Genomic DNA, 23,438 nt, shown 5'->3' with positions numbered 1-23,438 from the left:
ACGATGCAGGAGATTATGGAACTGATGACGCCGCGACTGGTGCTGCGGCAGTGGCGCGACAGCGACCTGGCGCCGTTCGCGGCCCTGAATGCCGATCCCCGCGTGATGGCATATTTCCCGACGGCCCTGTCGCGCGAATCCAGCGACGCCATGGCGCGGCGCTGTAGCGGCTTGATCGACGAGCGGGGCTGGGGCTTATGGGCCGTTGCCTTGCGAGAAAACGATGCCTTCATCGGCATGACGGGCTTGCATATTCCCGCTGCGCAACTGCCATGTTCGCCGTGCGTGGAAATCGGCTGGCGCCTGGCGTTCGATTACTGGGGACAAGGTTACGCGCAGGAAGCGGCGCAGGCCGCCTTGCACGCAGGTTACGAGCGCTTGCAGCTGCCGGAAATCGTCGCGTTTACGGCGCTGCCCAACGTGCGCTCGAGCGCGCTGATGGCGCGTCTGGGCATGCGCCGCGAGGCCGCCACTTTCGAGCATCCGGCCTTACCGCCAGGACATGCATTGCGCACGCATTGCCTGTATCGTCTGACGCGTGCAGAATGGTTGCACAGGGAGGTAACATGAGAATCGCCACTATTTCCGATATCCACGGCAACCTGGATGCGCTTGAGGCCGTGCTGGACGACATCGCCCGGCGTGGCGTGGACGTGACTGTCAACCTTGGCGATATCGTTTCGGGCCATTTGCAGCCGCGCGCCACGGCGGCGCGTCTGATGGCGCTCGATCTGCCCACCATCCGCGGCAACCACGAGCGCCAGTTGCTGGGCGATCCGGCCCGCATGGGCGTCTCGGATGCCTATGCGCGCGCGCAACTGCTGCCGCAGCAACTGGACTGGATCGCGGCACTGCCCGCCACCGTGCGCCTGCGGCAGGACGTGCTGCTCGTGCATGGCACGCCCAGCAGCGATCTCGTGTATTTTCTCGACAGCGTCACGCCGCAAGGCAGCCGCGCCGCCACGCCGGAGGAGGTGGCCGAACGGGCCGGTATGACGGACGCGGCCTTGATCCTGTGTGGCCATACGCACATGCCGCGCCAGGTGCGCCTGCCCGATGGGCGGCTGATCGTCAATCCGGGCAGCGTGGGCTTGCAAGCCTACGACGACGACCATGGTTATCCGCACGTGATGGAAAACGGCACGCCGCATGCCCGCTATGCCATCGCCGAACAGGGAAGCGATGGTGCCTGGACGGCGCAGCTGCATGCTGTGGCATATGACTGGGAAAAGGCGGCCCGGCTGGCGCTGGCGAATGGGCGGCCCGACTGGGTCACGCCCTTGCGCACGGGCCGGGTCGGCTGATTAGCGGAACTCTTCCGCCACCAGGTTGTACTTCTGCATCTTGTGATACAAGGTCTGTTTCGGCAAGCCGAGCACTGTGCTCACTTCGCTGACGTTGCCGGAATATGCGCGCAATTCCTGTTCGATCAGCGCGCGTTCGAAGCCGTTGACCTGTTCCGCCAGCGACAGGGGACTGGCCAGTCCGGCCGCCAGCAGGCTTGAGGCGCCACCGGCGATGCCCAGCACGAAGCGGTCGGCGATATTGCGCAACTCGCGCACATTGCCGGGCCAGGAATGCGCCATCAGGTTGCGCATCTGCGCGCTGGAGACCACGGGCGCGGCGCGGTTGTAGCGGGCGGCGGCGGCCAGCACGAAGTGCTCGAACAGGATGGGAATATCCTCGCGCCGCTCGCGCAGCGGCGGCAGATGCAGCACGATCAGATTCAGGCGGTAGTACAGGTCGCTGCGGAATTTCTGTTGCTGCGACAAGTCTTCCAGGTCCAGTTTGGCTGCCGCGATGACGCGCACGTCGACGGGCGTGGGCACGTTCGAGCCCAGGCGCTCGATATAGCGTTCCTGCAGCACACGCAGCAATTTGACTTGCAGGGACAGGGGCAGGCTTTCGATTTCGTCGAGGAAAAAAGTGCCTTGATCTGCGTGCTCGATCTTGCCCACCTGCCGCTTGGCCGCGCCTGTAAACGCGCCCGGTTCGTGGCCGAAGACTTCGCTTTCAAATATGCTTTCCGGAATCGCGCCGCAGTTGACCGCGACGAAGTTGTGCTTGCGGCGATGGCTGAAGTCGTGCAGGCAGCGGGCTACCATTTCCTTGCCTGTGCCCGTGTCGCCATAGATCAGCACGTCGGCCGGTTCGTCCGCAACGTCGAGGATCAGGCGCCGTATGTCGCGCATCGCCACGGAATTACCCAGTAACCGCGATTCGATGCCGCCGCCGTCTTCCAGTTGCCGGCGCAAGCTGTGCACTTCCAGGGTCAGGCGCCGCGTTTCCAGCGCGCGCAGGATGACGTCGACCAGTTGCTCGGACGAATACGGCTTTTCGATGAAATCGTAGGCGCCCGTGCGCATGGCGTGCACGGCCATCGTGATGTCGCCGTGGCCCGTGACGAGGATCACGGGCAGGTTGGCATCGAGTGTCTTGACCGCTTGCAGCAATTCCAGGCCGCTCATGCCGGGCAGGCGCACGTCGCTGACCACGATGCCGGGAAAATCCGGCGTCAGCAGTTTATAGGCCAGCTCGGCCGAGTGAAACGCCAGCACGTCCAGGCCGGCCAGCTGCAGTGCCTGCTCGCTGCCCTCGCGTACGGTGGGGTCGTCCTCGACCAGCAAGACCTTCAAGCCGTCAAACATGTTTTTCCTCCTGCGTTGCAATCTGTAGTTCGATGGTGAAGATGGCGCCGCCGCCGGGAGCGTTTTCGGCGCGCAGCACGCCGCCGAACTGGCGCGTGATCTGTTCGGAAATGGCCAGTCCCAGGCCCAGTCCCAGGCCTTGCGGCTTGGTGGTGAAGAACGGTTCGAACAGGTGTTCGCACACTTCCGTGGACAAGCCGGGCCCCGTGTCGGCCACGTGGATCAGCACGTGCTCGGGCGTGCATTCGACGGCCACGCGCAGGCTGCGCACGTCGCTGCCATTCATGGCGTCGAGCGCATTGGCATACAGGTTCACCAGCACCTGCTCCAGGCGGTTGCTTTCGCACATGGCGAAAATGTCTTCGGGCGGCAATTGCAGGGTGAAACGCACATTTTCCACCTGCAGCCGGCGTTCGACGAGGAACAGGGCGTTGCTGATCGCCGTGGGGATCGAGACGGAGGTCAGGCTGGTGGTCGACTTGCGCGCAAAAATCTTCAATTGGCCCGTAATGGTCCCCATCCTGGCCGCAATTTGCGAAATCTTCGCCAGATTGCGCCGCGCGTCGTCGAGCCGTCCCCGTTCCAGCAGGATGACGGCATTGTCGGACATGGTGCGCAGCGCCGTCAGTGGCTGGTTGAGTTCATGCGTGATGCTGGCCGACATTTGTCCCAGTACCGCCATCTTACCTGCTTGAAACAGTTCGTTTTGCGTGATGTGGAGTTTTTGCTCGGCCTTGCTGCGCACCTCGATTTCCTGGCTCAGGCTTTGCGTCATGGCATTGAGTTCCGAGGTGCGCTCCTCGACCATGGCTTCCAGGTTGTCGTAGGCATGCTGCAGATCTTCGCGGGCGCGCAGTTTTTGCGCCACGGCCGCGCGGCGCTGGCGCAGGTAAAAGAACAGCAGCATGAAAAAGCCCAGCAGCACGCAAGAGAAGGCGGCCGCAGCGCGCGCGCTGGCCTTCGCTTGCGCCAGGTCGGACAAATAAATAAAAGTCCAGCCTTGCGGGGACTTGAGCTTGATCTGCGTCATGACGCTCGAGCTGATCTTCGGTGGCGTGTCGGCATGTTCCTGTTCGCGCACGCTGATCACGCGCGCGCCATTGCCCAGCTGGCGGTCGGAAACGAAGGGGATGGCTGCGAGCTGCTTCGAATAATACTGGCGCGTGCGGTTGAGTTCCTCGACGATCGCGGGCGACAGCGGCGCCAGGGTCTTGTACTTCCAGTCCGCCATGGAGCTCAGGAAGATCACGCCATGCTCGTCGGCCAGCATGACCTTGTCGGCGCCTTGCACCCAGCGTTTTTCCAGGTTTTCCAGATTCACCTTCACCGTTGCCAGGCCCAGCATGTGGCCATTCTGGTAGATGCCGTGGGCAAAGAAGTAACCGGGCTCCAGCCGCGTCGTGCCCACGCCATAGAAGCGGCCCGGCGTGCCGCGCAACGCGTCCTGGGCGTAGGGGCGGAACGAGATATTGTCACCAATAAAGCTGTCGGGCTGCTGCCAGTTGCTGGCGGCCCGCGTGTTGCCGTCGAGGTTGCTGATGAAAATGGTCGAGGATTTTGCTTGGTCATTCATCTGCTCGAGGTAATGGTTGACCGTATCGACCAGCACCGGGTCTTCCGGGTGCTGCAGCAGGCGAATCACGTCGCGGTTCAGCTCCAGCGTCTTGGGCAGGAAGTCGTATTTCTCCAGCGCATTTTCCAGGCTGTTGACATACACTTCCAGGCGTTGCGCACCGCTGGCCTGCAGCTTGCCGATGGCGATGCGTTCGGTCCAGAAATACACGAGCCAGACGGTGGCCAGGCAGGCGGCCAGCACCACGCCCCAGGCCAGCGTTTCGCGGCCCGACCGTTGCGACAGGCGCTGGCGCCAGGAAAGGGAGGGTTTCGTAGTACTGCTATTCATAAAATCAGCTGCCAACTTGCAAGAACCCACAGTATCGCATTTAAATATTGCGTAAAAAGAAAAAGCCGCCGGATATGCATCCGGCGGCTCACACTTCTATGTCACGGACAGCTCGACGTCCTTAGAAGGTATGGCGCATGCCCAGGTTGAAGCCGCTGTTGCCGGTGCCATTGTCGGTGGCATTGCCGACGACGAAGGTGGCGCCGTTCTTGTTGCTGATGTGGCCGTAACCGGTGTACAGGTCGCTGCGCTTGGACAGGGCGTAGAAGGCGCCGATGGCCCACTGCTGGGCGTCACGGTTGGCATTGCTCTTGTCGTTGTGGCGGATGTAGGACGCGACCAGCTTGGTGGCGCCGAACGGTGCGCTGAAGCCAAGCAGGATGTCGTTGCTCTTGCTGTTGTCGAGGGCGCGGTTGTCGGCGTAGCCGAAGTTGCCTTGCAGCACGCCAAAGTCGTAGCGCGTGGCCAGCAGGGTGTTGCGCGTTTGCTGGGTCGCCAGCGCATTTTCCTTGCGGTGGTGCGTCAGGGTCACGTTCAGCGGACCGTCGATGTAGTGCACGGCGCCGCCCATGCTGCGGTTTTTCGCATTGTCGCCAGCCACTTCGCCAAAGCCATACGCCAGGTCGGCCGACAGGTGGCTATAGGTTGGCGTGGTGTATTGCACCATGTTGTCAACGCGGATATTCGTCGCCATCAGGTTCGATGCCGTGCCGGCCAGGCCGATGACAAACGGATCGGCCACGTCGCGCAGGGCCAGGTAGTACGGAGAATATTGGCGGCCCAGGGTGACGGCGCCGGCGCTGCCGGTCAGGCCGACATATGCCTGGCGGCCGAACAGCAAGCCGCCCTGGCCCGAGGTGCCGGTGTCGATATTGAAACCGCTTTCCAGCACGAAGGTTGCGGCCAGGCCGCCGCCCAGGTCTTCCTTGCCTTTGAAGCCGATGCGCGAGCCCGAGGCGACGCCGGAAGCGACGCGGTTCAGGCGGTCTCCAGCCGCATCCTTGTCGAACACCAGGCCGGCGTCAGCCACGCCATAGATGGTCACGCTCGATTGGGCCAGCGCGCCGCCGGAAGCTGCGCCAAGGGCCAGCAGGGTAAACAGGACTTTTTTCATGAAAATCTCTCTAATAAGTTGGGATGACTACTGATCGCACTACCTGACTGCTTGTTACTCAACATGGACAACAAATAAATGGCCCGCTTGTGGCGGGCCATGGCGCTATCAGGCTTTGCTAGCGTGATCCGCTTCGCCCCAATGGCTTTCCGTGTTCTGGCTGGCCGCGTTGGCCGCGGCTGCTTCTTCCTCGGTGGCCAGGCCACCTTCCCACTTGGCGACGACGGCCGTGGCGACGGCATTGCCGACCGCGTTGGTTGCCGAACGGCCCATGTCGAGGAATTGGTCGACGCCCATCAGCAATAGCAGGCCCGCTTCCGGAATATTGAACTGGTTCAGGGTAGCGGCAATCACCACCAGCGAGGCGCGCGGTACGCCGGCCATGCCTTTCGAGGTCAGCATCAGCAGCAGCAGCATGGTGATCTGGGTGCCGATCGACAGGTCGATACCATAGGCTTGCGCAATGAACAGCACGGCAAAGGTGCAGTACATCATCGAGCCATCGAGGTTGAAGGAGTAGCCCATCGGCAGCACGAAGCTGGAAATCTTGCGGTCCACGCCGAACTGGTCGAGCGCCGTCAGCAGTTTCGGATACGCCGCTTCCGAGCTGGCCGTCGAGAATGCCAGCAAGAACGGTTCGCGGATCAGGCCGACCAGTTTGAAGATGCGTGGGCCGATGACGACGAAGCCGGCGCCGATCAGCAGGGCCCACAGGCACAGCAGGCCTACGTAGAAGCCGCCCATGAACTTGGCAAACGTGACCAGCACGCCCAGGCCGTGGGTGGTGATGACGGAGGCCATGGCAGCGAACACGGCCAGCGGGGCCAGGTTCATGATGGTGCCGGTGATGCGCAGCATGACTTGTGCCAGCTGGTCAACGACGGCCGTCAGGGTCTTGCCCGATTCGCCCAGGCCGGCCAGTGCGCCGCCGAAGAAGATCGAGAACACCAGCACTTGCAGGATTTCATTGTTGGCCATGGCCTCGATCGGCGACTTCGGCACCAGGTGCGTGAAGAAGTCTTTCAAGGTGAAGGCGGCCGTTTTCAGATTCGTCGACGCGTGGATGTCCGGCAATGGCAAACCGAGGTTGGTTCCCAGCTGCATCAGGTTCGACAGCACCATGCCCAGCGCCAGCGACACCAGCGAGGCAACGACGAACCAGCACATGGCTTTCAGGCCGATGCGGCCCGCCGTCTTGCCGTCGCCCATGTGGGCGATACCGACCGTCAGGGTGGAGAACACCAGCAGCGCAATGATCATCTTGATCAGGCGCAGGAAGACGTCGGTGACGATGGAAATATTGCCAGCGATCTGAGCGCTGAGCTTGGCATCAGGGAAGGCGGTGTTGCATCCATAGCCCACGGCAATGCCGAGGATCATGGCAATCAGGATGTACAGGGTTAATGGCCGTTTCTTTTTCATTTTGACTCCTCCGGTGAAACGCCGCTGTGAGCGGATTATTGATAGCGAGCAACTCAAGCTTGGAGTCAATATTTCTCAAAAACAAGCCCTTGCGTGCCAGCGATTATTTGCAGCAAAACCTGTACATAGCAAAGGATATGCCTGAAATGGGAATTTGGAACCTAACTTCTTAAGTTGTTGATTTAAGGAAGCTTTTTTGTTGTTTAGATGTCGCAACTTGGCGTGCTTGCGCGAAATATTGGACGCGGCGGGATATCGCTGTATGACTTTTCATACGCTAGTCGCGGCAGGGCGGCGGTGCGCCAAAAAGACAAGATTGGCAGGACAATAAAAAAGCCCCTCCGAAGAGGGGCTTGATGTGGTGGAGTTTCTGTTCTATTGATTTCAGAACTTGATATTCGCCGTCAGGCTGAACGAACGGGGCTGGCCCGGGGTATAGCGGAAGCCGGATTTGTTGATGGCCGCCACATAGGTCTTGTCGGCCAGGTTGTAGGCGTTCAGCTGCAAGTCGAGGTTCTTGTTGACGGTATAGGTTGCCATGGCATCGAAGACCCAGTAGGCATCCACGCGGGCCGGCGTGCCGACGGCGCCATCGGTGCCGCGCAGCATTTCACCCACGTAACGCGCGCCGCCGCCGATTTTCAGGCCGAACGGCAGGGTGTACGAGGTCCAGCTGGTGAACGCCTGTTTTGGCGTGTAGCTGAGGTTATTGATGCCGCTGGCCGTGACGACCTTGCCCGACTCGACCTTGGTATTCATGCGCGTGTAGCCAGCGCTGACCAGCCAGTTTGGCATGATCTCGCCCACCACGCCCAGTTCCAGGCCTTCCACGCGCTTCTTGCCGGTCTGATAATAAATGGTCGGGATGACTGGGTCCTGTTCCACTTCATTCTTGACGGTGGTCTGGTAGACGGCGGCCGACAGCGACAGTTTTTGCTTCAGGAAGTCCCACTTGGTGCCGATTTCCTTGGTGATGGTTTCCTGCGGGTCATAGTTCGGGTTTTGCGCGCTGCTGGCGCCCGTGCTCAGGGCGAAGTTGACGCCAGGCGGCGCTTTCGACGTGGCCAGCAAGGCGTACACGCTGCTGTCCGGCGTCGGTTTGTACATGGCCGAGATCTTGCCGTTGGCCAGGGTGTCGCTCAGGGTCAGGTGGGTAGGAATCGGCGTGCCCACTGGCAATGGCTGTACCGCAGGCGCAGTCACGGCCGTTTGCAGGGTGATGGCGTCATACGTGGTATTGAAATGGTCGAAGCGCACGCCGCCGTTGAACAGCCACTTGTCGCCGAACTTGATGGTGTCGAAGACATACAGGCTTTGCGTGTTGACTTCGCCTTCCGTGAAGGCGCCGCTGCGCACGGGGTTATGGCCGGTGACGGTGTCGCGCGGATTCGGGTGGTACAGGTTCGCTGCCGGCAAGGTGCCCAGGCTGGCGGGCACATAGCTGTAGTTGGTCTGTTTTTCGCTGGTGAATTCGGCGCCGGCCACCACGGAGTGCTTCAGCACGCCCGTGTCGAATTGCGCGCTGACCACGGTCTGGTTGGTCAGGATCGTGTTTTCCTGATCCTTGACGGTGCGCAGCGAGCGCGCCAGGGTCCAGGTCGATGGATCGGTGGTGACTGGTGTCTTCAGGTTGGCGGTGTTGGCCATGAAGGCCGTCAGCAGGTAGTCCTGCTGGGTCTTGCCGTAGCGCGTGGTGTTCTGGATTTGCACGTTCGGCGAGAAATCATGGTCGATGCGCAAGGTGCCCATGTCGGCCTTGATCTTGTCGTAGTCCGAGGTGGAACCGTAGAAATTCTTCGGATCGACCTTGGCCGCGCTGTTCAGGTAGGTGCGGATGATCGGCTTGTCCTTCGTTGGGACGTCCGGCGTCGAGTAGCCAGGCAGGCCGATGGTCGGCACGCCGCCGTCGGGCACGTTGTTTTGATCCACGTGCAGGTAGCTGGCCGTGATGCGCGTCGGCTTGCCGATACCGAAGGTGACGGTGGGCGCGAAGGCCCAGCGCTTGTTCTTGACTTCATCGCGCGCCGCGTTGCCGCTGTCCTGCGTCATCAGGTTCAGGCGCAAGGCCGTGCCCGTATCGCTGTCGAGGATGCGGTTCCAGTCGGCCGTGGCGCGTTTCTGCTTGCCGCTGCCCGCCGTCAGCAGGGAATTGAATTTGTTTTCCATGGTGGCCGTCTTGCTGACCAGATTGATCGAGCCGGTCGGCGAACCGCGGCCGCTGTCCGTGCCCGCCGGGCCCTTCAATACATCGATCTGTTCGATGTTGAAGACGTCGCGCGAGATGGAACCCACGTCGCGCACGCCATCGACATAGATGCTGCCGGATGAATCAAAACCACGCATGTAGACGGCGTCGCCCGTGTTGGTGTTGCCGTTTTCACCGAGGAAGAAAGTGCCGACGCCCGGCGTGTTGCGCAGCGCGTCCGTCAGGGTCAGCGCGCCTTGCTGTTCGATCAATTCCTTCTTGATCACGACGATGGTTTGCGGCGTATTGACCAGCTCTTCCGTGTATTTTGGCGACGAGGCTTTTTCGGCCTTGAAGTCGTTTTCCTTGGAACCAATGACCTTGACTTCGTTCAGGGTTTGCTGCGATGCAGGCGCGCTTTGGCCGGCCGGATCGGCGGCCTGGGCGGCGACGGGCAGCAGCATCACGGCCAGGGCGGCGCCGATGTGCTGGTTGAAACGGGTTGGGGCGTGTTTGCGGCTCTTGATTGCCATCTTGCTCTCTCGATAAGGTCAGGTAGTGGTTCCTGGCTGGCTCTGCGCCGCTGTGCTGTGGCAAGCGGGCAAGTGGCTGGCGATGGACGGGTTGACAGACATTGTAATTATTGGGCACTCATTCGTAAATGAGAATCGTTATCAGTCTCGTTTACGCAACGAATTGGGTGTGCCGCAAAAAAAACACTGTCATGGCCCATGAATGCTTGCTTTGCGGCCTGGCCGCTGCTATGCGCGCAGGCGTCCGCCGGCGGGAGTATGATGAGCAACCTTTACAAATTTCCGCCAAGCATGCTGCAAACTCCCGAAGCCTTTGTCCCCCTGATCGATACGCCCGAACCGGCCCCGGCGGCAGCCGACACGCTCACATTCGTCTTTCACCGCGGACGTTTATTGTTGCGCACGTCCGAGCTGTCCTTGCCCAATGCCGCCGAGGCGGCCGCGCTCGATATCGACCTCAGCCGCGCCCAGCCCGTGGGCCTGTGGCAGGGCCGTTATTGCCAGACCGTCTGGACGGATGAGGAGCTGTTGCCCGCCGATAGCACTCTGGCCTGGCACGGCATGCGTTCGCTGTTTAATGCCATCGACGATGCTTTCCTGGGCTTGGCCAGCCGCGCCGCGCAACTGGCCGAGTGGGCGCGCACGCACCGCCATTGCGGCGTATGCGCCACGCCCATGCAGCGCACGCCTGGCGAGCGCTGCTTCACATGCGCCGCCTGCGGCATGCTCGCGTATCCGCGTATTTCGCCAGCCATGATGGTACTCATCCGCAAGGGCGACCAGGTACTGCTGGCCATGCACAAGCATTCGCCATCGCAGCGTTTCAGTCCGCTGGCCGGCTTCCTGGAAGCGGGCGAATCGATCGAGGAAGCCGTGCACCGCGAAGTGATGGAAGAGGTGGGCTTGCGCGTGCATAACTTGCAGTACTTCATGAGCCAATCCTGGCCGTTCCCCCATTCGCTGATGATCGCGTTTACGGCCGATTACCTCGATGGCGAGATTCGCCTCGACGAGAATGAAATCGCCGAGGCGCGCTGGTTTGGCCCCGGCGATGCGTGGCCGGAAGCGAGTTCGAGCGTGTCGATTTCCGCGCTGCTGGTCGGCGCCCACCGTCCGCCGGCAGTGTCGTAAAGCGGGGACTGCTCGGGCAGCTTGCCGCATTTTCTATATACTGGCGGCAATTGAAAATTTTAGGGTGGTTTAGCATGTCTCAAGAAGAATTCTCCGAAAACGACTGGCGCCGGTTGATCAGCAGCCTTGGCGAAGATCCGCAGCGTCCTGGCTTGCTGGAAACGCCGGCGCGCGTGGCAAAAGCCTGGAAACACTGGACGTCCGGCTATGGCCAGGATCCGGTGGACTTGCTGAAAGCCTTCGAAGATGGCGCGGAACAGTACAACGAGCTGATCGTCGTGCGCGGCATTCCCGTCTACAGCCATTGCGAGCACCATCTGGCGCCGTTCTTTGGCAAGGCCACCATCGGCTACGTGCCCAACGGCAAGATCGTTGGCCTGTCGAAACTGACGCGCCTCGTCGATTGCTTCTCCAAGCGCCTGCAAGTGCAGGAACGCATGACGATGCAGATCGCCAATGCCCTGATGGAAGTGCTGGAACCGAAATCGGTGGGCGTGGTCGTACGTTGCCGCCACCTGTGCATGGAAAGCCGCGGCATCCGCACGCCGGGCGAAGAAACCATCACGTCGGCCATGCTGGGCGAGATGCAGCCGAACCTGGCGCTGCGCACGGAATTTCTGGCGCTGGCGCGCGAAGTCTGATTTTCATCGACGATGCAAGATGAAGGCGGCATATGCCGCCTTTTTTTATGCGTTTTATAGTCTCTTCGATTCCCGTTCCGCCAGGTAGCGCGCCGGTGGCTTGCCCACGGCCTTGCGGAACATGGTGACGAAACCGCTGGTATTTTCATAACCGAGTTCCAGCGCCACCGCTTTCACGCTGCGCCCTTGCGCCAGCCGTTGCAAGGCAAGGATGACGTGCAATTGCCGGCGCCAGCGGCCTACACTCATGCCCATTTCCTCCAGTGATTGCCGGGTCATGCTGCGCTCGCTCATGCCGATGCGGCTGGCCCATTCGGCCAGGGTACTTTTATCGGCAGGCTGCGCCAGCAGCAGGGAAGCCAGGCAGCGCAAGCGCGCATCGCGCGGCATCGGCAGATGCAAGTCTTCCACGGGCGCGGCCGCCAGCTCGTCGAGCAAAGTGAGCACGAGGCGTTCCTGCGCGCCCTGCAGCACGGTCAGGGTGGGAAAACCGGCCGCCTTGGCGATCAGTGCGCGCAGCAAGGGCGAGACGGCCACGGTACAGCAGACGGCGGGCAAGGCTGGCGCCATGGCCGGTTCGATAAACAGGCAATAACATTCCGCCTCGCCCACGCCCTGCGCAGCATGCATCAGGCCGCCTGGTATCCACACGGCGCACTGCGGTGGCACGATCCACACGCCGCTTTCCACCTCGCAATGAATCACGCCCCGCGTGGCATACAGCAACTGCCCCTTGCGGTGCTGATGCGGCGCCTGCTCCGCATCCTCGGGCACGCTGGCCAGGCCCACGGCCAGCAAGGGGCGCAGCACGCCATCGACGTCGAAATCGAGGATGGAGGCGTCGTCGTCCAGACCCAGGTGGGCCGTCAGCATGCTGGGCAAGAGGGGATGGGGCATGGGGTTACTTTGGCTGGATTGAATAATATTGTGGCTATTTTATGCAATGACGCGCAGCGCTGCCAACGCTATCGTATGGGCATCCGCAGCCCCGCTTCAACGGCAACCGCCGCCGCCCGTGTTCTGATGAAGGTGAGGAGGAACGGCAACCCCCTTGAAGGAGTCATTACCATGCAGCTTGATCTATCCACTTTCCCCCTCGTCTGGATGCGCCGCGAGGCCGCGCCTGTCCAGCCCGATATTCTGTTTGCCCAGTTCGACGCGCTGCTGGCGCGCCGCCAGGCGTTTGTCATCCTCAGCGAAGAAGGCTTTGACGAAGATGGGCATGAACACCCGCAGGAAGAGCGCAAGCGGGCTTCACTATGGATGAAGCAGAACAAGGCCGCCATCCGCGCGTATATCCAGGGCATGGTGCTGGTCGAACCGAGCGCCGCCAAGCGCCTGGCCGGCAAGGCCTTTGCCGTGATGTTCGGCAAGTTCTGGGGTTATCCCCTGCATTTCGGCACCAGCCGCGACGACGCGCTCGACATCGCCCAGCATTTGCTCAGGGCGTGGCTGCCGCCCCACAATGATCCGACAAGGCGTCGCGACGCTTGACCAAACCGACGCGCAGCAGGTTGGGTCAGGTGGGACTAGTAGCGGTAGTCGTTGACGAAATGCTTGGTGAAGTTGTACTTGCTACCGCCGTCGAGCAAGTCGACCAGGCGTTTCGGCGCCGAGGCCGACATGAAGGCGTCGGCCGCGCCGCCCGTGCTGCGGAACTTCATGCCGGGGCTGAGGATCTGGTTGGCGCCGATTTTCAGGTGCTGGAAGCTTTTCGTTTTTTCATTGTTGAGGATGAAGTGCAATTCCTGCTTGAACGTCAGGAAGGGAATCTTCAGCCACCAGCCTTCGTCCGTGCCATAGCTGGCGACGCTGGCAAAATGCGTGTTCTTGTCCGTCAGGGTGGGTTTGCCCAGGCGGTCGTTGATGCGTTTCATGGCTTCATTCTTGGTCATGCTGTTCTTTCGTGATTCGTCGAGTATACGGCGTGCATTTTGACACAGGCACGCCACCCCCGCCTGCCTTGCCGATGCCTATCTGCATGCCTTTTTACTGCAATGCAGCATCAATTCTCATCAATTGTCGCAACGCATTAACAACACCGGGCAAAAATCATTGCTTCCCGGCATTGTAAATATCGGTCGTTCAAGCGTATGCTGAAGCAGTCTGAACGGTGCCGCCAGAGCACCGTCGCCGCCGCATTCCTGGCTTGCAGGGCAGGATGCGGGCCACGCCCCATCGCCGCAAATAGATAGTTGGAGACACAGCATGAAGAAATTGACGTTCCAGCAGAAGTTATGGATTCCCCTGATTTGCAGCTTGTTGTGCATCACCGTTATTTTTGTCTATAACGCGCTGGAAGTTCGCAAGATCCGCATCGAAGAGCGCAGCGCCGACCTGAGCAATGCCGCCGACCTGGGCCTGGGCGCCGTCAAGATGTTCGGCGACCTGGCCGCCAGCGGCGCCTTGACGAAGGAAGAAGCGCAGAAGCAGGCCACGGCCGTCATCAAGAGCATGCGTTTCGGCGAAACCGGTTATTTGTCCATCATCAACCTCGATGCCGTCGTCGTGATGAATCCCGCCGCACCGCAAACCGATGGCAAGAACATGTCGGATTTTAAAGATGCCAACGGCACTTATCTGTACCGCGACATCGTTGCCGTGGGCAAGACCGATGCGGGCAAGGGCTTCGTCCACTATTATTTCCCCCGTCCCGGCCAGAAGACGCCGGAACCGAAGATGAGCCGCGTGGTGGCCTACAAGCCATGGAGCTGGACCATCGTGACGGGCGTGTACATGGATGATATCGATGCGGCCTTCCGCCAGTCGCTGCTGACTTCGCTGGGCGTGCTGGTACTCGTGTGCGCGCTGCTGGCCGCCGTCGTCGTCGTGATCAACCGCAGCTTGCGCCATGCGCTGGGCGGCGATCCCGAGTATGCGGCCGACGTGGCCGAAAAGATCGCGAATAACGATTTGAGCGGCGTCGTGCGCACGCATGCCAACGACCGCCACAGCGTGCTGTACGCAATGAAAACCATGCAAGCCAACCTGGTCGATGCGATCAGTGAAATCCGCCACAGCGCCGAGACGATTGCCACGGCATCGAGCGAGATTGCCAGCGGCAATATGGACTTGTCGGCACGCACGGAAATGCAAGCCAGTTCGCTGGAAGAAACGGCGGCCTCGATGGAGGAATTGACTTCGACCGTGACACAAAACGCGGGCAACGCCGTGCAGGCGAATGAACTGGCGCAGTCCGCTTCCGCCGTGGCCCGCCAGGGCGGCGCCGTGGTGGCGCAAGTGATCGGCACCATGGATACCATCAATGCATCGTCGCGCAAGATCGTCGACATTATCGGCGTCATCGATGGCATCGCTTTCCAGACGAATATCCTGGCCTTGAATGCGGCCGTGGAAGCGGCGCGCGCCGGCGAGCAGGGACGCGGCTTTGCCGTGGTGGCGTCGGAAGTGCGCAACCTGGCCCAACGGTCCGCTGGCGCGGCGAAGGAAATCAAGGAGCTCATCGGCGCTTCCGTCGACAGCATCGCGGCAGGCAGCACGCTCGTCGCACAGGCGGGCACGACCATGGATCAGGTGGTGGCTTCCGTTTCGCGCGTGACCGACATCATGGCCGACATCACGGCCGCTTCGCACGAGCAAAGCACGGGCATCGGCCACGTCAACCAGGCGATCACGGAAATGGATAGCGTGACGCAGCAAAATGCGGCACTGGTGGAAGAGGCGGCGGCCGCGGCGTCGAGCATGCAGGACCAGGCGGCCGTGCTGGCGCAACTGGTGGCGCGCTTCAAGCTGTCGGCGCAGGAGCCGGGGATGGGGACGTCGCCGCGCCTGGCGGCAAGTTCGGCTGGCGCGCCACGCGCCGTGGCGAAAAAGCCGCTGCGCAGCCTGGCAGCGCGCTAGGACTTTATTGGGCTGGCGCCGCCGCCTGCGGCGCCGGTTCGAATTCCAGCTTGTCATCGACGACCACGAATTGCCCGACCAGCTGGCCCAGGTCGGCTTTCGGGTCGTTTTCCATTTCCGTCAGCGCATTGCAGGTATTCGTTTCCGCCTGCCACAGCTGCTTGCCCATGCGGATATTCCAGATGCCATCGCCGGCGGCAAACAGCTCGACTGTGATGTCGGCTGGCGCATCCGTCGACAGGGTATGCAGGCGCTGGCATTGCGGCAGATTGGTCGCCATCAGCTGCACTTCCACGGTATCTTGCCAAAAATAACGTTGCTGGCGGCGCACGGTCAGGGAATGGTCCTGTCCATCGAACATGTAGATGGCGAAGTCCTGGACACAGCCTGACAGCAGGACGGACAGCGTGACGATCAGGAGTTTGCGCATGGTCGGCTTTCTTGGTTGGTGCTCGGGAATGTCGTGATGCCTGCGTGACGGCGCTAGTGAATGCTTGCGCCGTCTTGTTTTTCGCTTACGTGGCATTATATCCATGCATATCAGTTGCGGCGCGACAATAGTGATGCGGAGGCCGCCTGCCCTACTTATCTATCTGGAAAGACCACGATGATCGACCTGTATTACTGGACCACGCCCAACGGGCACAAAGTGACGATGTTCCTGGAAGAAGCGGGCATCCCCTACAACATTATTCCCGTGCATATCGGCAAGGGTGACCAATTCAAGCCCGAATTCCTCGCCATCGCGCCGAACAACCGCATCCCCGCCATCGTCGACCAGGCGCCGGAAGATGGCGGCGCGCCCTTGTCCCTGTTCGAGTCGGGCGCGATTTTGCAATACCTGGCCGAGAAAAGCGGGCAATTCCTGCCGGACGACGTGCGGGGACGCGCCGAAGTCATGCAGTGGCTGTTCTGGCAAATGGGGGGGCTTGGCCCCATGGCCGGGCAAAACCACCATTTCGTGCAATATGCGCCCGAAGCCATCGACTACGCCATCACGCGCTACGTCAACGAAACGAACCGGCTATACGGCGTGCTGAACAAGCGCCTGGCGGACCGCGCATTCGTGGCCGGCGACACGTATTCCATCGCCGACATGGCGATCTACCCGTGGATCGTGCCGCACGAGCGCCAGCGCCAGAAGCTGGAAGATTTCCCGCACCTGGCGCGCTGGTTCACGGCCATTGCCGCCCGTCCCGCCACCGTGCGCGCGTATGCGCGGGCGGCTGAAATTAATGTGCAGCCCACCGTCAGCGGCGACGCGAAAAGCGTGCTGTTCGGGCAGACGGCGAAGACGGTGGCGTGATCAACGGTCAGCTCCCCCGGTAAGTGGAAAAACCGAAAGGGCTGAGCAGCAAGGGAATGTGATAGTGCTGGTCGGTCTTTTCCACGTGGAATTGCACGGGGATTTCCGGGAAGAAGGTTTCCTGTTTCAGGCGCGCATAGTGCTCGCCTGTCTTGAACACGATGCGGTAATCGCCCGCCTGCATGGGAGCATCCTCCGGATACATGGCCGCGATGCGCCCCTGCGCATTTGTCACGGCGCTGGCCAACTGTTGCCAGCCTTCGCCTTTCTTTTGCTCCAGGGTGACCGTCACGCCCGCTGTCGGCAGGCCGCTCTGCAAGTCGAGGATGTGCACGCTCAAGGGATTGGCGGCGGCCAGGGCCATGCCGGACAGGCTGGCGAAGGCCAGGGCGGCGGTGATCTTTTTCAGGTACGTCATCGTCGTGTCTTTCAAAGGGTGGGGGAATCGAGTTCGGGGATGGCGGCCAGGGCAGCCTGGGCGCAGGCACGGTCTTGCTGCGCGCCACCGCCACCGGCCACGCCGATGGCGCCGACCACTTCTCCCTGGGCCCGCAACGGCAGGCCGCCGCCCAGCAGCAACAGTTCCGGCACGGTGGTCAAATTACTCATGTCCGGATTGTTGCGGGCCGCCACGGCCAGCGCATAGGTATCGCTCCTGGTGGACAGCGCTGTATACGCCTTGCGCCGGCTGGCTTCCGTGTTGTGCGGTCCGACGCCGTCGGCGCGCTGCACCGTCACGACATTGCCGCCATGGTCCAGCACGGTAACGACGATATGCCGGCCTTGCGCCTGGCACGCGGCCATGGCCGCGTTGGCCAGCTTGTTGGCCGCTGGCAGAGAAAGATCATCGACCTTACGCAGCTGGGCGTGTGCGGGGCTGGCCAGCAGGCACAGCAGGGTACTGCCGAAAAGAAGGGTTTTCATGTGGCGTCCAGGGAATCAAGTGACGCCAGTATGGCCAGTGTTACCCTACGCGAAGATGATCGCCGCATGACATTTTTATCATCCGCGGCGCTCTGCGCGCGGCGTAGAATGGTCTTATATTCTCTTTAGAAAGTGGCCATGCGTATCCTGGTAATCGAAGACGAACCGAAGACGGGCGACTATCTGTTGCGCGGCCTGGCCGAGTCCGGCTTTACGGTGAGCCTGGCGCGCAACGGCCGCGACGGCTTGCACATGGCCGGTACGGAGTCACCCGATCTCATCGTGCTCGACGTCATGCTGCCCATCATGGATGGCTGGCAAGTCTTGCGTGCGCTGCGGCTGCAGGAGGGCGGTGCGGACGTGCCCGTGATTTTCCTCACGGCGCGCGACGAAGTGCAAGACCGGGTCAAAGGGCTGGAATTGGGGGCCGACGATTACCTTGTGAAACCGTTTGCCTTTGCCGAACTGGTGGCGCGCATCCGCACCTTGCTGCGGCGCGGGCCGCCGCGCGAGGACGACGTGATCCGTATCGGCGACATGGAAATCGACGTGATGAAACGCAAGGTCAGCCGGCAAGGCCAGCGCATCGCCCTGACGGCCAAGGAGTTCGGTTTGCTGCATCTATTGGCGCGGCGCCAGGGCGAGGTGCTGTCGCGTTCCATCATCGCCTCGCAAGTGTGGGACATCAATTTCGAGAGCGACACCAACGTCATCGACGCGGCCATCCGACGCCTGCGCAGCAAGCTCGACGATCCGTTCGAGCCCAAGCTGATCCACACCTTGCGGGGCATGGGCTACGTCTGCGAATTGCGTGCGCCCACGGTACCTGACAACGGCGCCGCCGCATGAAGCTGGCAGAACTGCGGCGCTCGCTGACCCTGCGCGTCACGCTCGTCTTCGTGCTGATCGTGGCGCTCGTGTCGGCCGGGCTGGGCATGCATTTGTACCGTTCATTCGTCGCGGAAATCGAGCGCCGCGATGATATTTTGTTGCTGGGAAAATTGCGGCAAATCCAGCAGCTGCTGGGCAATGCGGGCACCCTCGACATCATCCGCGAGCGGCCCCAGTATTTCCGCGACACCATGAGCGGACAAGAGAATTCCCTGGTCCGCATCGTGCGCGCCGATGGCACGCGTTTGATCGATGTCAATCCAAACGGCGAGACGGTGGCGCATCCTGTCCCCGTGGCCGTCGATGCGCCCGTGACAAGCAGCGCCATCGTCAGCTGGACCAGCCGCGACGGCTACCCGGCCAGGGTCGTGGCGGCCAGTGCGCGCATTGGCGACCCGGCGCAGATGGCCGACATATCCGTCGCCCGGGTCTATGGCGACCGCACGGCCATGTTTGCCGCCTACCGCTGGCAGATCGTCGTGTCCGTCGCCGTCAGCGCGCTGGTGGCGGCTTTGTTGTCGAGCGTGATGCTGCTGCGGGGACTGCGGCCGCTGCGCAATATCGCCGCCCATGCGGCCCTCGTGCGGCCGGGCAAGCTGGAGCAGCAACTCGATGCACGCGGGGCACCGACGGAGCTCTTGCCGCTGATCCAGGCCTTGAACGCCATGCTGGCGCGGCTGCAGGAAGGCTATGCGCGGCTGTCGCAGTTTTCTGCCGATCTGGCGCATGAATTCCGCACGCCCGTCACCAATCTGCTGGGGCAAAGCCAGGTCATGCTGGCCCGGCCCCGCAGCGCGCACGAGTATGAACAGCTGGTGTCGTCGAATGTGGAAGAGCTGGAACGGCTGTCGCGCATGATCGACAGCATGCTGTTCCTGGCACGGGCACAGCAGGATGAAATGGTGCTCGTCAAGCAAGTCTTGCCCGTGCAGGATGAGTTTGCAAGGCTGGCGGATTTCTTTGAAGGCTTGGCCGAAGAACGCGAGCTGGCGCTGGCTTGCCACGGCAGCGGCAATGTGACGGCCGAGCCGCAGCTGCTGCGCCGCGCGCTGGGCAATTTGCTGTCGAACGCGATCCGCCACGCGGCGCCGGGCAGCACGATTCTGCTGCGCTCGCATGCGACGAACGAGGGAGTGGAATTGAGCGTGAGCAACCTCGGCCCGGCCATCCCCGCGCGCCACCTGCCGCACCTGTTCGAGCGCTTCTACCGCGCCGACCCGGCCCGCAGCGACTCGGCCGCCTCTACCGGCCTGGGCCTGGCCATCGTCACGGCCATCATGCAGCTGCACGGCGGCAGCGCGAGCGTGGCGTCAGATGCGGCCGCCACGACGTTTACCCTGGTTTTTCCGGCGTAATTGACTGGGGTGGTGTCGGATTACGCTACGCTAATCCGACCTACGCCGCATTCCGGCACAGGGTAGGTCGGATTAGCGAGGCGAAGCCAAGCGTAATCCGACAAGAGCCGTCAATAATATTGTCGGATTACGTGGTCCCGTATGGTCTCGGGGCCGTCAGCCCATTTCCACCAAAAACTCATGCATGCCCGTATGCGCCAGCTGGGCACACGCTGGCGCAAAGTGCGGCAACTGCCCCCACAGCAGCGGGTTGCCGACGATGTACACGTAATGCTGCGCGCGCGTCAGGGCCACGTTGAGCAGGTTCGGCGTACTGGCCGCCCATTGCGCGGCGCCGGCCGTGCTGTCGTCGGCGCCGAGGACCAGCATCACCACGCTTTGTTCCTTGCCCTGGAAGGTGTGCACGGTGCCCACCATCTGGCTGCTCCACTGGCGCAATTCGCGCGCCGTCGGCGCCTTGCCGTAGCCAAGGCGGCGGTCCCAGTCCAAGTCCATGATGCGCGAGCGCAATTCGTTGCGCACGGCCTTGAATGGTGTAATCACATACATGTCCGGCAGCTTGCCGTCGCGGCGGTACAGTTTCAGCAGCACTTCCAGCACGAAATCGAGCTGCACCGGCACGACTTGCTTGTAGCTGACGGCGCCGACGGCGTCGATCCAGCGGCTGGGGCCCCGCGTAAGTCCTCGCGCGCCATCGGGCGGCGTGCGTTCGCTCAAGCCATACACCATCTTGTCTTCATAGGCGATGCTGTTGGCCAGCGAAAACATCGGTTCCACGCAGCGGCGATGCACGCGCAGGGGGCTGCCGATCCACAAGGGCTGCGTGCTATTGGCGGCGACATGCGCGCCATAGCGGTTGGCCTTGTCGGCCAGGGTCTGCACGGAAACGGAGGTTGGCGCGTAACTGCCATCGCGCGTGTGCGGCGACAGGGCGGACAGGGTGTGCACCAGGCGGCCCGGCACCGTGAACACGGGTTCGATCTGCAGCGGGTCGCCCACGACGACGGCGCGCTTGGCGCGCCACAGGCTGCCCAGCGCCGCTTGCGGCACGGCCTGGCCCGCTTCATCGATGAACAGCCAGCCCAGCGATTCGGGGCCCATGCCCTGGAACTGGCGCGCGAACGAGGCAAACGTGGTCGACACGACGGGTACGACCATGAACAGGCTGTGCCAGACCATGGCGATGTGCGACTGGTCGTAGGCGCGCTTGTTTTTCAGCAATTTCGACACGGCCAGCAAGTTGCCGCCAAAGCCGGGGCCGCCTTTTTTTGCCACTTCCGCCAGCCATGCTTCATGCAGGGCCAGGGCCTTGGCGAACAGGCGCGAGCGCAGGCGCGCCAGCGCCGGTTCATGCCACAGGCCGCCAATTTGAAGGGCGTCGCCGTCCAGCTCGTCCAGGCTGGCCGGCGCGATGATGGTGGGGAAACGCATGCGCGCGCGGCGCAGCAGTTCCGTGCTGTCATCCCATTCGCGCTGGCGCGATTGCGCCGTGCGCAGGGCGATGTGCAGGCTATTGCGGGCGCGCTCGCAGCGCGGCTCCAGTTCGCCTTTCAGCAGCAGCTTGATGGCGGACACGTCGCGCGCGGCCTGGCGTTGCGCTTCCGCGTTGGCGACGACGGCGTCCTTGAAGGCGCGCGCCGGTGCGGTGCGGAACAAGCGGGCAAAGAAACCGGGCTGCGTCAGCGCCACCAGGCGTTCTTCTTCCAGCAATTCCTTCTTGCTGGCGAGCAATGTCTCCTGCTGCGCCAGCGCGGCGGCCAGGGCGCCATTTGCCGCATCCATCTCTTGCTCGGCAGCAATCAGCGCTTGCTGGCTGGCCTGCATGAAGTCTGCTTCCGTGCAAGTGCCCACGGCTTGCCACAGGGCCGCGTATTGGGCGTGTTCGGCCAGGGCCTTTTCCACCACGTGTTCCGTCTCGCGGAACTCGCGCGCCGCCTGCGCGAAGCTCACACCCTGGTAGCTGGCCAGCCACTGGCGGATATTTTGCGCATTCGGCGTCTTGCGCGCCGTGGTCTTGTCCCAGTCGTCGTCATAGAAATTGCTGATGAAGCGGCGGCGGTTCGCGCTGTTTCCCAGCGCACAGGACATCAAGCCCCATGGCGCTTCCGCCTCGCCCAAGGCGCGGTTGGCGCCATTGCCATCGGCCACGACCCGGCGCGCCACGCTTTCAAAATAGCGCGTGCGCGCCCATTCCTTGCCCAGCTGCTTCGGTTTCGGGAGGTCGCCGGAAATGTTTTCCACCGCCGCGTTATTCGACGAAGCGACGACCATTTCAAAGCCCGTCAGTTCCGGGCGCAAGCGGGCGATGGTAATCGGGTCGCGCACGCCTTCGAAGGCCACGGCCACCTTGCCGATGAAGGCGTCGCCGGCGCGGTCCAGGCAGGACAGCACGCTGGCGCGGCGCACGATGTTGTCGGCGAACAATTCACGCAGCAAGGTCGTCTTGCCCGTGCCCGGCGGGCCGTTGACGGAAAAGATGCCCCGCTCGCTCAAGCCCGTGCGCGCGCCGTGGATGGCGAACTGCTGCATCAGGCTCATGGCATAGCTGGCGTCTTCCAGCCAGTGTCCGCGGTTCATGTTGCCCGGATTGAGCATGGCGGCCAGCGCCTGGCGTCCGGCCGGGCTGTACAGGTCGATGCGCTCATCCTGCGCCAGCGGCGTCAGATAGGCGGCGACCGTCGCGGGTAGCTTGCCGCCACGCAAGGCGCGGATGATCTGCTCCAGGTCATCGAGGTAAAAGCTGTTAAGGATATCGATCGATGGTTCCACCGCGTCGCCAAAGTCCAGGCTGCGGTTCTGGCTGGACTCCAGCGCATCGGCTTCCGTCACGGCGGCGCGTTTTTTGCGCGTGCGCAATTCCAGCACGGCCAGCGGCTGGCCGGCCGACGGGTGGAAACCGGCCCAGTCGCGCAGCAGGTCGGCCAGGGCTGCGATTTCCATGCCGGACAGGGGCGACGAGACATTGCCTGCCTCGTCCGTCACTTGCTGCGGGGCGCGGCTTGCCGCGAAATTGCGCAGGCTGTCTTGCAGCGCCAGCTGGCTGTCGCTGAAGGCGTCCAGGTTCAGGCCCGACCAGTCCGGCGTGCGGGCGCGGCCCAGGGCCCACGGCAACGTTGACACGGAAACGGGGTCGAACTGCGGCTCGCCCAGCGCATTGAGGTTCAGGCGGGCAAAGCACGAGCGTCCCAGCAGTTCTGTTTTTTCTGTTTCGGCAATATTTTCCGGGCCATTGGCCGGCGGACAGGCCTTGTTGATTTCGGCCTTGTCGAACACGCCGAGGAACAGCGAGAAGCCGTCGATCTCGCGGTCGGACGGCACTTGCCATTGCGTGGCGAACTGCAGCGGCAATTGCGCCAGCTGTTCGCGGTGCAGGAGGCGCACGGTGGACTGGTCTTCAACGTCCGTGATTTGATTCAGGTCAAACGGGATAAAGAATTCGATCTTGTGCCAATACTCCAGGATAGCCAGGAGGCGCTGCTGTTCTGCCTGATTCATGATGACCAATATTTTGTAAAGCGAGCGAG

General features: G+C 62.2%; 20 protein-coding genes. 9 read left to right on the top strand and 11 right to left on the bottom strand.

Going from position 1 to position 23,438, the window contains the following annotated elements; all coding sequences use genetic code 11:
- The first annotated feature begins 3 nt into the window (after positions 1-3).
- Both U0004_RS00225 and U0004_RS00220 read left to right on the top strand, forming a co-directional pair.
- The gene (locus tag U0004_RS00225) at positions 4-570 is read left to right on the top strand and encodes a GNAT family N-acetyltransferase (protein ID WP_070258749.1); all 567 of its coding nucleotides are present in this window, start codon (positions 4-6) and stop codon (positions 568-570) included.
- A complete protein-coding gene (locus U0004_RS00220; RefSeq protein ID WP_070258673.1) occupies positions 567-1,304 on the top strand; it encodes a metallophosphoesterase family protein in 738 nt (245 codons plus the stop codon). Before U0004_RS00225 ends, U0004_RS00220 begins: the two co-directional genes overlap by 4 nt.
- Here the strand turns inward: U0004_RS00220 and U0004_RS00215 are convergent, their stop codons facing one another.
- The 5 genes from U0004_RS00215 to U0004_RS00195 all read right to left on the bottom strand — a co-directional run bounded on the left by U0004_RS00215 (position 1,305) and on the right by U0004_RS00195 (position 9,805).
- Entirely contained in the window at positions 1,305-2,648 is a 1,344-nt protein-coding gene (locus U0004_RS00215; RefSeq protein ID WP_034781227.1) for a sigma-54-dependent transcriptional regulator, read from the bottom strand.
- Positions 2,641-4,551, bottom strand: a complete 1,911-nt coding sequence (locus tag U0004_RS00210; protein ID WP_070258675.1) for a sensor histidine kinase — start codon at positions 4,549-4,551, stop codon at positions 2,641-2,643. Before U0004_RS00210 ends, U0004_RS00215 begins: the two co-directional genes overlap by 8 nt.
- A gap of 121 nt (positions 4,552-4,672) precedes the next feature.
- Positions 4,673-5,665 (bottom strand): porin, encoded by a 993-nt coding sequence (locus U0004_RS00205; RefSeq protein WP_070258677.1) that lies wholly within the window; start codon positions 5,663-5,665, stop codon positions 4,673-4,675.
- Between the two features lie 108 nt (positions 5,666-5,773).
- A complete protein-coding gene (locus U0004_RS00200; protein ID WP_034781235.1) occupies positions 5,774-7,087 on the bottom strand; it encodes a dicarboxylate/amino acid:cation symporter in 1,314 nt (437 codons plus the stop codon).
- 384 nt (positions 7,088-7,471) lie between these two features.
- The gene (locus tag U0004_RS00195; RefSeq protein ID WP_070258679.1) at positions 7,472-9,805 is read right to left on the bottom strand and encodes a catecholate siderophore receptor Fiu; all 2,334 of its coding nucleotides are present in this window, start codon (positions 9,803-9,805) and stop codon (positions 7,472-7,474) included.
- A 291-nt stretch (positions 9,806-10,096) separates the two neighbouring features.
- Here U0004_RS00195 and nudC point away from each other — a divergent pair, with 291 nt between their 5' ends.
- Both nudC and folE read left to right on the top strand, forming a co-directional pair.
- On the top strand, positions 10,097-10,936 hold the full coding sequence (gene nudC / locus U0004_RS00190; protein ID WP_081345818.1) for an NAD(+) diphosphatase: 840 nt from the start codon (positions 10,097-10,099) through the stop codon (positions 10,934-10,936).
- Positions 10,937-11,010: 74 nt separating this feature from the next.
- Positions 11,011-11,577, top strand: a complete 567-nt coding sequence (gene folE, locus U0004_RS00185; protein WP_034781250.1) for a GTP cyclohydrolase I FolE — start codon at positions 11,011-11,013, stop codon at positions 11,575-11,577.
- 54 nt (positions 11,578-11,631) lie between these two features.
- On the opposite strand, the gene U0004_RS00180 is transcribed toward folE, so the two are convergent.
- Positions 11,632-12,474 carry an AraC family transcriptional regulator gene (locus U0004_RS00180; RefSeq protein WP_231958568.1) on the bottom strand — a complete coding sequence of 281 codons (843 nt, stop codon included), beginning with the start codon at positions 12,472-12,474 and terminating at the stop codon, positions 11,632-11,634.
- A gap of 171 nt (positions 12,475-12,645) precedes the next feature.
- Here U0004_RS00180 and U0004_RS00175 point away from each other — a divergent pair, with 171 nt between their 5' ends.
- Positions 12,646-13,071, top strand: a complete 426-nt coding sequence (locus tag U0004_RS00175) for a hypothetical protein (RefSeq protein ID WP_070258683.1) — start codon at positions 12,646-12,648, stop codon at positions 13,069-13,071.
- Positions 13,072-13,106: 35 nt separating this feature from the next.
- Here the strand turns inward: U0004_RS00175 and U0004_RS00170 are convergent, their stop codons facing one another.
- Positions 13,107-13,472 (bottom strand): hypothetical protein, encoded by a 366-nt coding sequence (locus U0004_RS00170; protein WP_034781254.1) that lies wholly within the window; start codon positions 13,470-13,472, stop codon positions 13,107-13,109.
- A gap of 313 nt (positions 13,473-13,785) precedes the next feature.
- On the opposite strand from U0004_RS00170, the gene U0004_RS00165 reads away from it, so the two are divergent.
- Positions 13,786-15,438, top strand: coding sequence for a methyl-accepting chemotaxis protein (locus U0004_RS00165; protein WP_034781259.1), 1,653 nt, complete (start codon positions 13,786-13,788; stop codon positions 15,436-15,438).
- 4 nt (positions 15,439-15,442) lie between these two features.
- Here the strand turns inward: U0004_RS00165 and U0004_RS00160 are convergent, their stop codons facing one another.
- Complete coding sequence (locus U0004_RS00160) at positions 15,443-15,868, bottom strand: hypothetical protein (RefSeq protein ID WP_070258685.1); 426 nt, start codon at positions 15,866-15,868, stop codon at positions 15,443-15,445.
- Between the two features lie 177 nt (positions 15,869-16,045).
- On the opposite strand from U0004_RS00160, the gene U0004_RS00155 reads away from it, so the two are divergent.
- The gene (locus U0004_RS00155) at positions 16,046-16,744 is read left to right on the top strand and encodes a glutathione binding-like protein (RefSeq protein WP_070258687.1); all 699 of its coding nucleotides are present in this window, start codon (positions 16,046-16,048) and stop codon (positions 16,742-16,744) included.
- 7 nt (positions 16,745-16,751) lie between these two features.
- Here U0004_RS00155 and uraH read toward each other — a convergent pair whose 3' ends face one another.
- Both uraH and U0004_RS00145 read right to left on the bottom strand, forming a co-directional pair.
- Positions 16,752-17,162 carry a hydroxyisourate hydrolase gene (gene uraH, locus U0004_RS00150; protein ID WP_070258689.1) on the bottom strand — a complete coding sequence of 137 codons (411 nt, stop codon included), beginning with the start codon at positions 17,160-17,162 and terminating at the stop codon, positions 16,752-16,754.
- A gap of 11 nt (positions 17,163-17,173) precedes the next feature.
- Complete coding sequence (locus U0004_RS00145; protein ID WP_070258691.1) at positions 17,174-17,668, bottom strand: GlcG/HbpS family heme-binding protein; 495 nt, start codon at positions 17,666-17,668, stop codon at positions 17,174-17,176.
- Positions 17,669-17,806: 138 nt separating this feature from the next.
- Between U0004_RS00145 and U0004_RS00140 the strand changes: the two genes are divergently transcribed.
- Both U0004_RS00140 and U0004_RS00135 read left to right on the top strand, forming a co-directional pair.
- On the top strand, positions 17,807-18,517 hold the full coding sequence (locus tag U0004_RS00140; protein WP_070258693.1) for a heavy metal response regulator transcription factor: 711 nt from the start codon (positions 17,807-17,809) through the stop codon (positions 18,515-18,517).
- Positions 18,514-19,914 (top strand): heavy metal sensor histidine kinase, encoded by a 1,401-nt coding sequence (locus U0004_RS00135; RefSeq protein ID WP_081345817.1) that lies wholly within the window; start codon positions 18,514-18,516, stop codon positions 19,912-19,914. The genes U0004_RS00140 and U0004_RS00135 overlap by 4 nt, the downstream gene beginning before the upstream one ends.
- Positions 19,915-20,070: 156 nt before the next feature.
- On the opposite strand, the gene U0004_RS00130 is transcribed toward U0004_RS00135, so the two are convergent.
- Positions 20,071-23,409 carry a DEAD/DEAH box helicase gene (locus U0004_RS00130; RefSeq protein WP_231958569.1) on the bottom strand — a complete coding sequence of 1,113 codons (3,339 nt, stop codon included), beginning with the start codon at positions 23,407-23,409 and terminating at the stop codon, positions 20,071-20,073.
- Positions 23,410-23,438 lie beyond the last annotated feature (29 nt).

The sequence above is a fragment of the Janthinobacterium lividum genome, assembly GCF_034424625.1.
GTDB lineage: Bacteria > Pseudomonadota > Gammaproteobacteria > Burkholderiales > Burkholderiaceae_D > Janthinobacterium > Janthinobacterium lividum.
This window is presented reverse-complemented; position numbering and strand designations above follow the sequence as displayed.

Excerpts from the sequence above, each read along its gene's own strand:
- U0004_RS00225 (WP_070258749.1), top strand. The coding sequence starts at position 4 with ATGCAGGAGATTATGGAACTGATGACGCCGCGACTGGTGCTGCGGCAG.
- U0004_RS00220 (WP_070258673.1), top strand. The coding sequence starts at position 567 with ATGAGAATCGCCACTATTTCCGATATCCACGGCAACCTGGATGCGCTT.
- U0004_RS00215 (WP_034781227.1), bottom strand. The coding sequence starts at position 2,648 with ATGTTTGACGGCTTGAAGGTCTTGCTGGTCGAGGACGACCCCACCGTA.
- U0004_RS00210 (WP_070258675.1), bottom strand. The coding sequence starts at position 4,551 with ATGAATAGCAGTACTACGAAACCCTCCCTTTCCTGGCGCCAGCGCCTG.
- U0004_RS00205 (WP_070258677.1), bottom strand. The coding sequence starts at position 5,665 with ATGAAAAAAGTCCTGTTTACCCTGCTGGCCCTTGGCGCAGCTTCCGGC.
- U0004_RS00200 (WP_034781235.1), bottom strand. The coding sequence starts at position 7,087 with ATGAAAAAGAAACGGCCATTAACCCTGTACATCCTGATTGCCATGATC.
- U0004_RS00195 (WP_070258679.1), bottom strand. The coding sequence starts at position 9,805 with ATGGCAATCAAGAGCCGCAAACACGCCCCAACCCGTTTCAACCAGCAC.
- nudC (WP_081345818.1), top strand. The coding sequence starts at position 10,097 with ATGCTGCAAACTCCCGAAGCCTTTGTCCCCCTGATCGATACGCCCGAA.
- folE (WP_034781250.1), top strand. The coding sequence starts at position 11,011 with ATGTCTCAAGAAGAATTCTCCGAAAACGACTGGCGCCGGTTGATCAGC.
- U0004_RS00180 (WP_231958568.1), bottom strand. The coding sequence starts at position 12,474 with ATGCCCCATCCCCTCTTGCCCAGCATGCTGACGGCCCACCTGGGTCTG.
- U0004_RS00175 (WP_070258683.1), top strand. The coding sequence starts at position 12,646 with ATGCAGCTTGATCTATCCACTTTCCCCCTCGTCTGGATGCGCCGCGAG.
- U0004_RS00170 (WP_034781254.1), bottom strand. The coding sequence starts at position 13,472 with ATGACCAAGAATGAAGCCATGAAACGCATCAACGACCGCCTGGGCAAA.
- U0004_RS00165 (WP_034781259.1), top strand. The coding sequence starts at position 13,786 with ATGAAGAAATTGACGTTCCAGCAGAAGTTATGGATTCCCCTGATTTGC.
- U0004_RS00160 (WP_070258685.1), bottom strand. The coding sequence starts at position 15,868 with ATGCGCAAACTCCTGATCGTCACGCTGTCCGTCCTGCTGTCAGGCTGT.
- U0004_RS00155 (WP_070258687.1), top strand. The coding sequence starts at position 16,046 with ATGATCGACCTGTATTACTGGACCACGCCCAACGGGCACAAAGTGACG.
- uraH (WP_070258689.1), bottom strand. The coding sequence starts at position 17,162 with ATGACGTACCTGAAAAAGATCACCGCCGCCCTGGCCTTCGCCAGCCTG.
- U0004_RS00145 (WP_070258691.1), bottom strand. The coding sequence starts at position 17,668 with ATGAAAACCCTTCTTTTCGGCAGTACCCTGCTGTGCCTGCTGGCCAGC.
- U0004_RS00140 (WP_070258693.1), top strand. The coding sequence starts at position 17,807 with ATGCGTATCCTGGTAATCGAAGACGAACCGAAGACGGGCGACTATCTG.
- U0004_RS00135 (WP_081345817.1), top strand. The coding sequence starts at position 18,514 with ATGAAGCTGGCAGAACTGCGGCGCTCGCTGACCCTGCGCGTCACGCTC.
- U0004_RS00130 (WP_231958569.1), bottom strand. The coding sequence starts at position 23,409 with ATGAATCAGGCAGAACAGCAGCGCCTCCTGGCTATCCTGGAGTATTGG.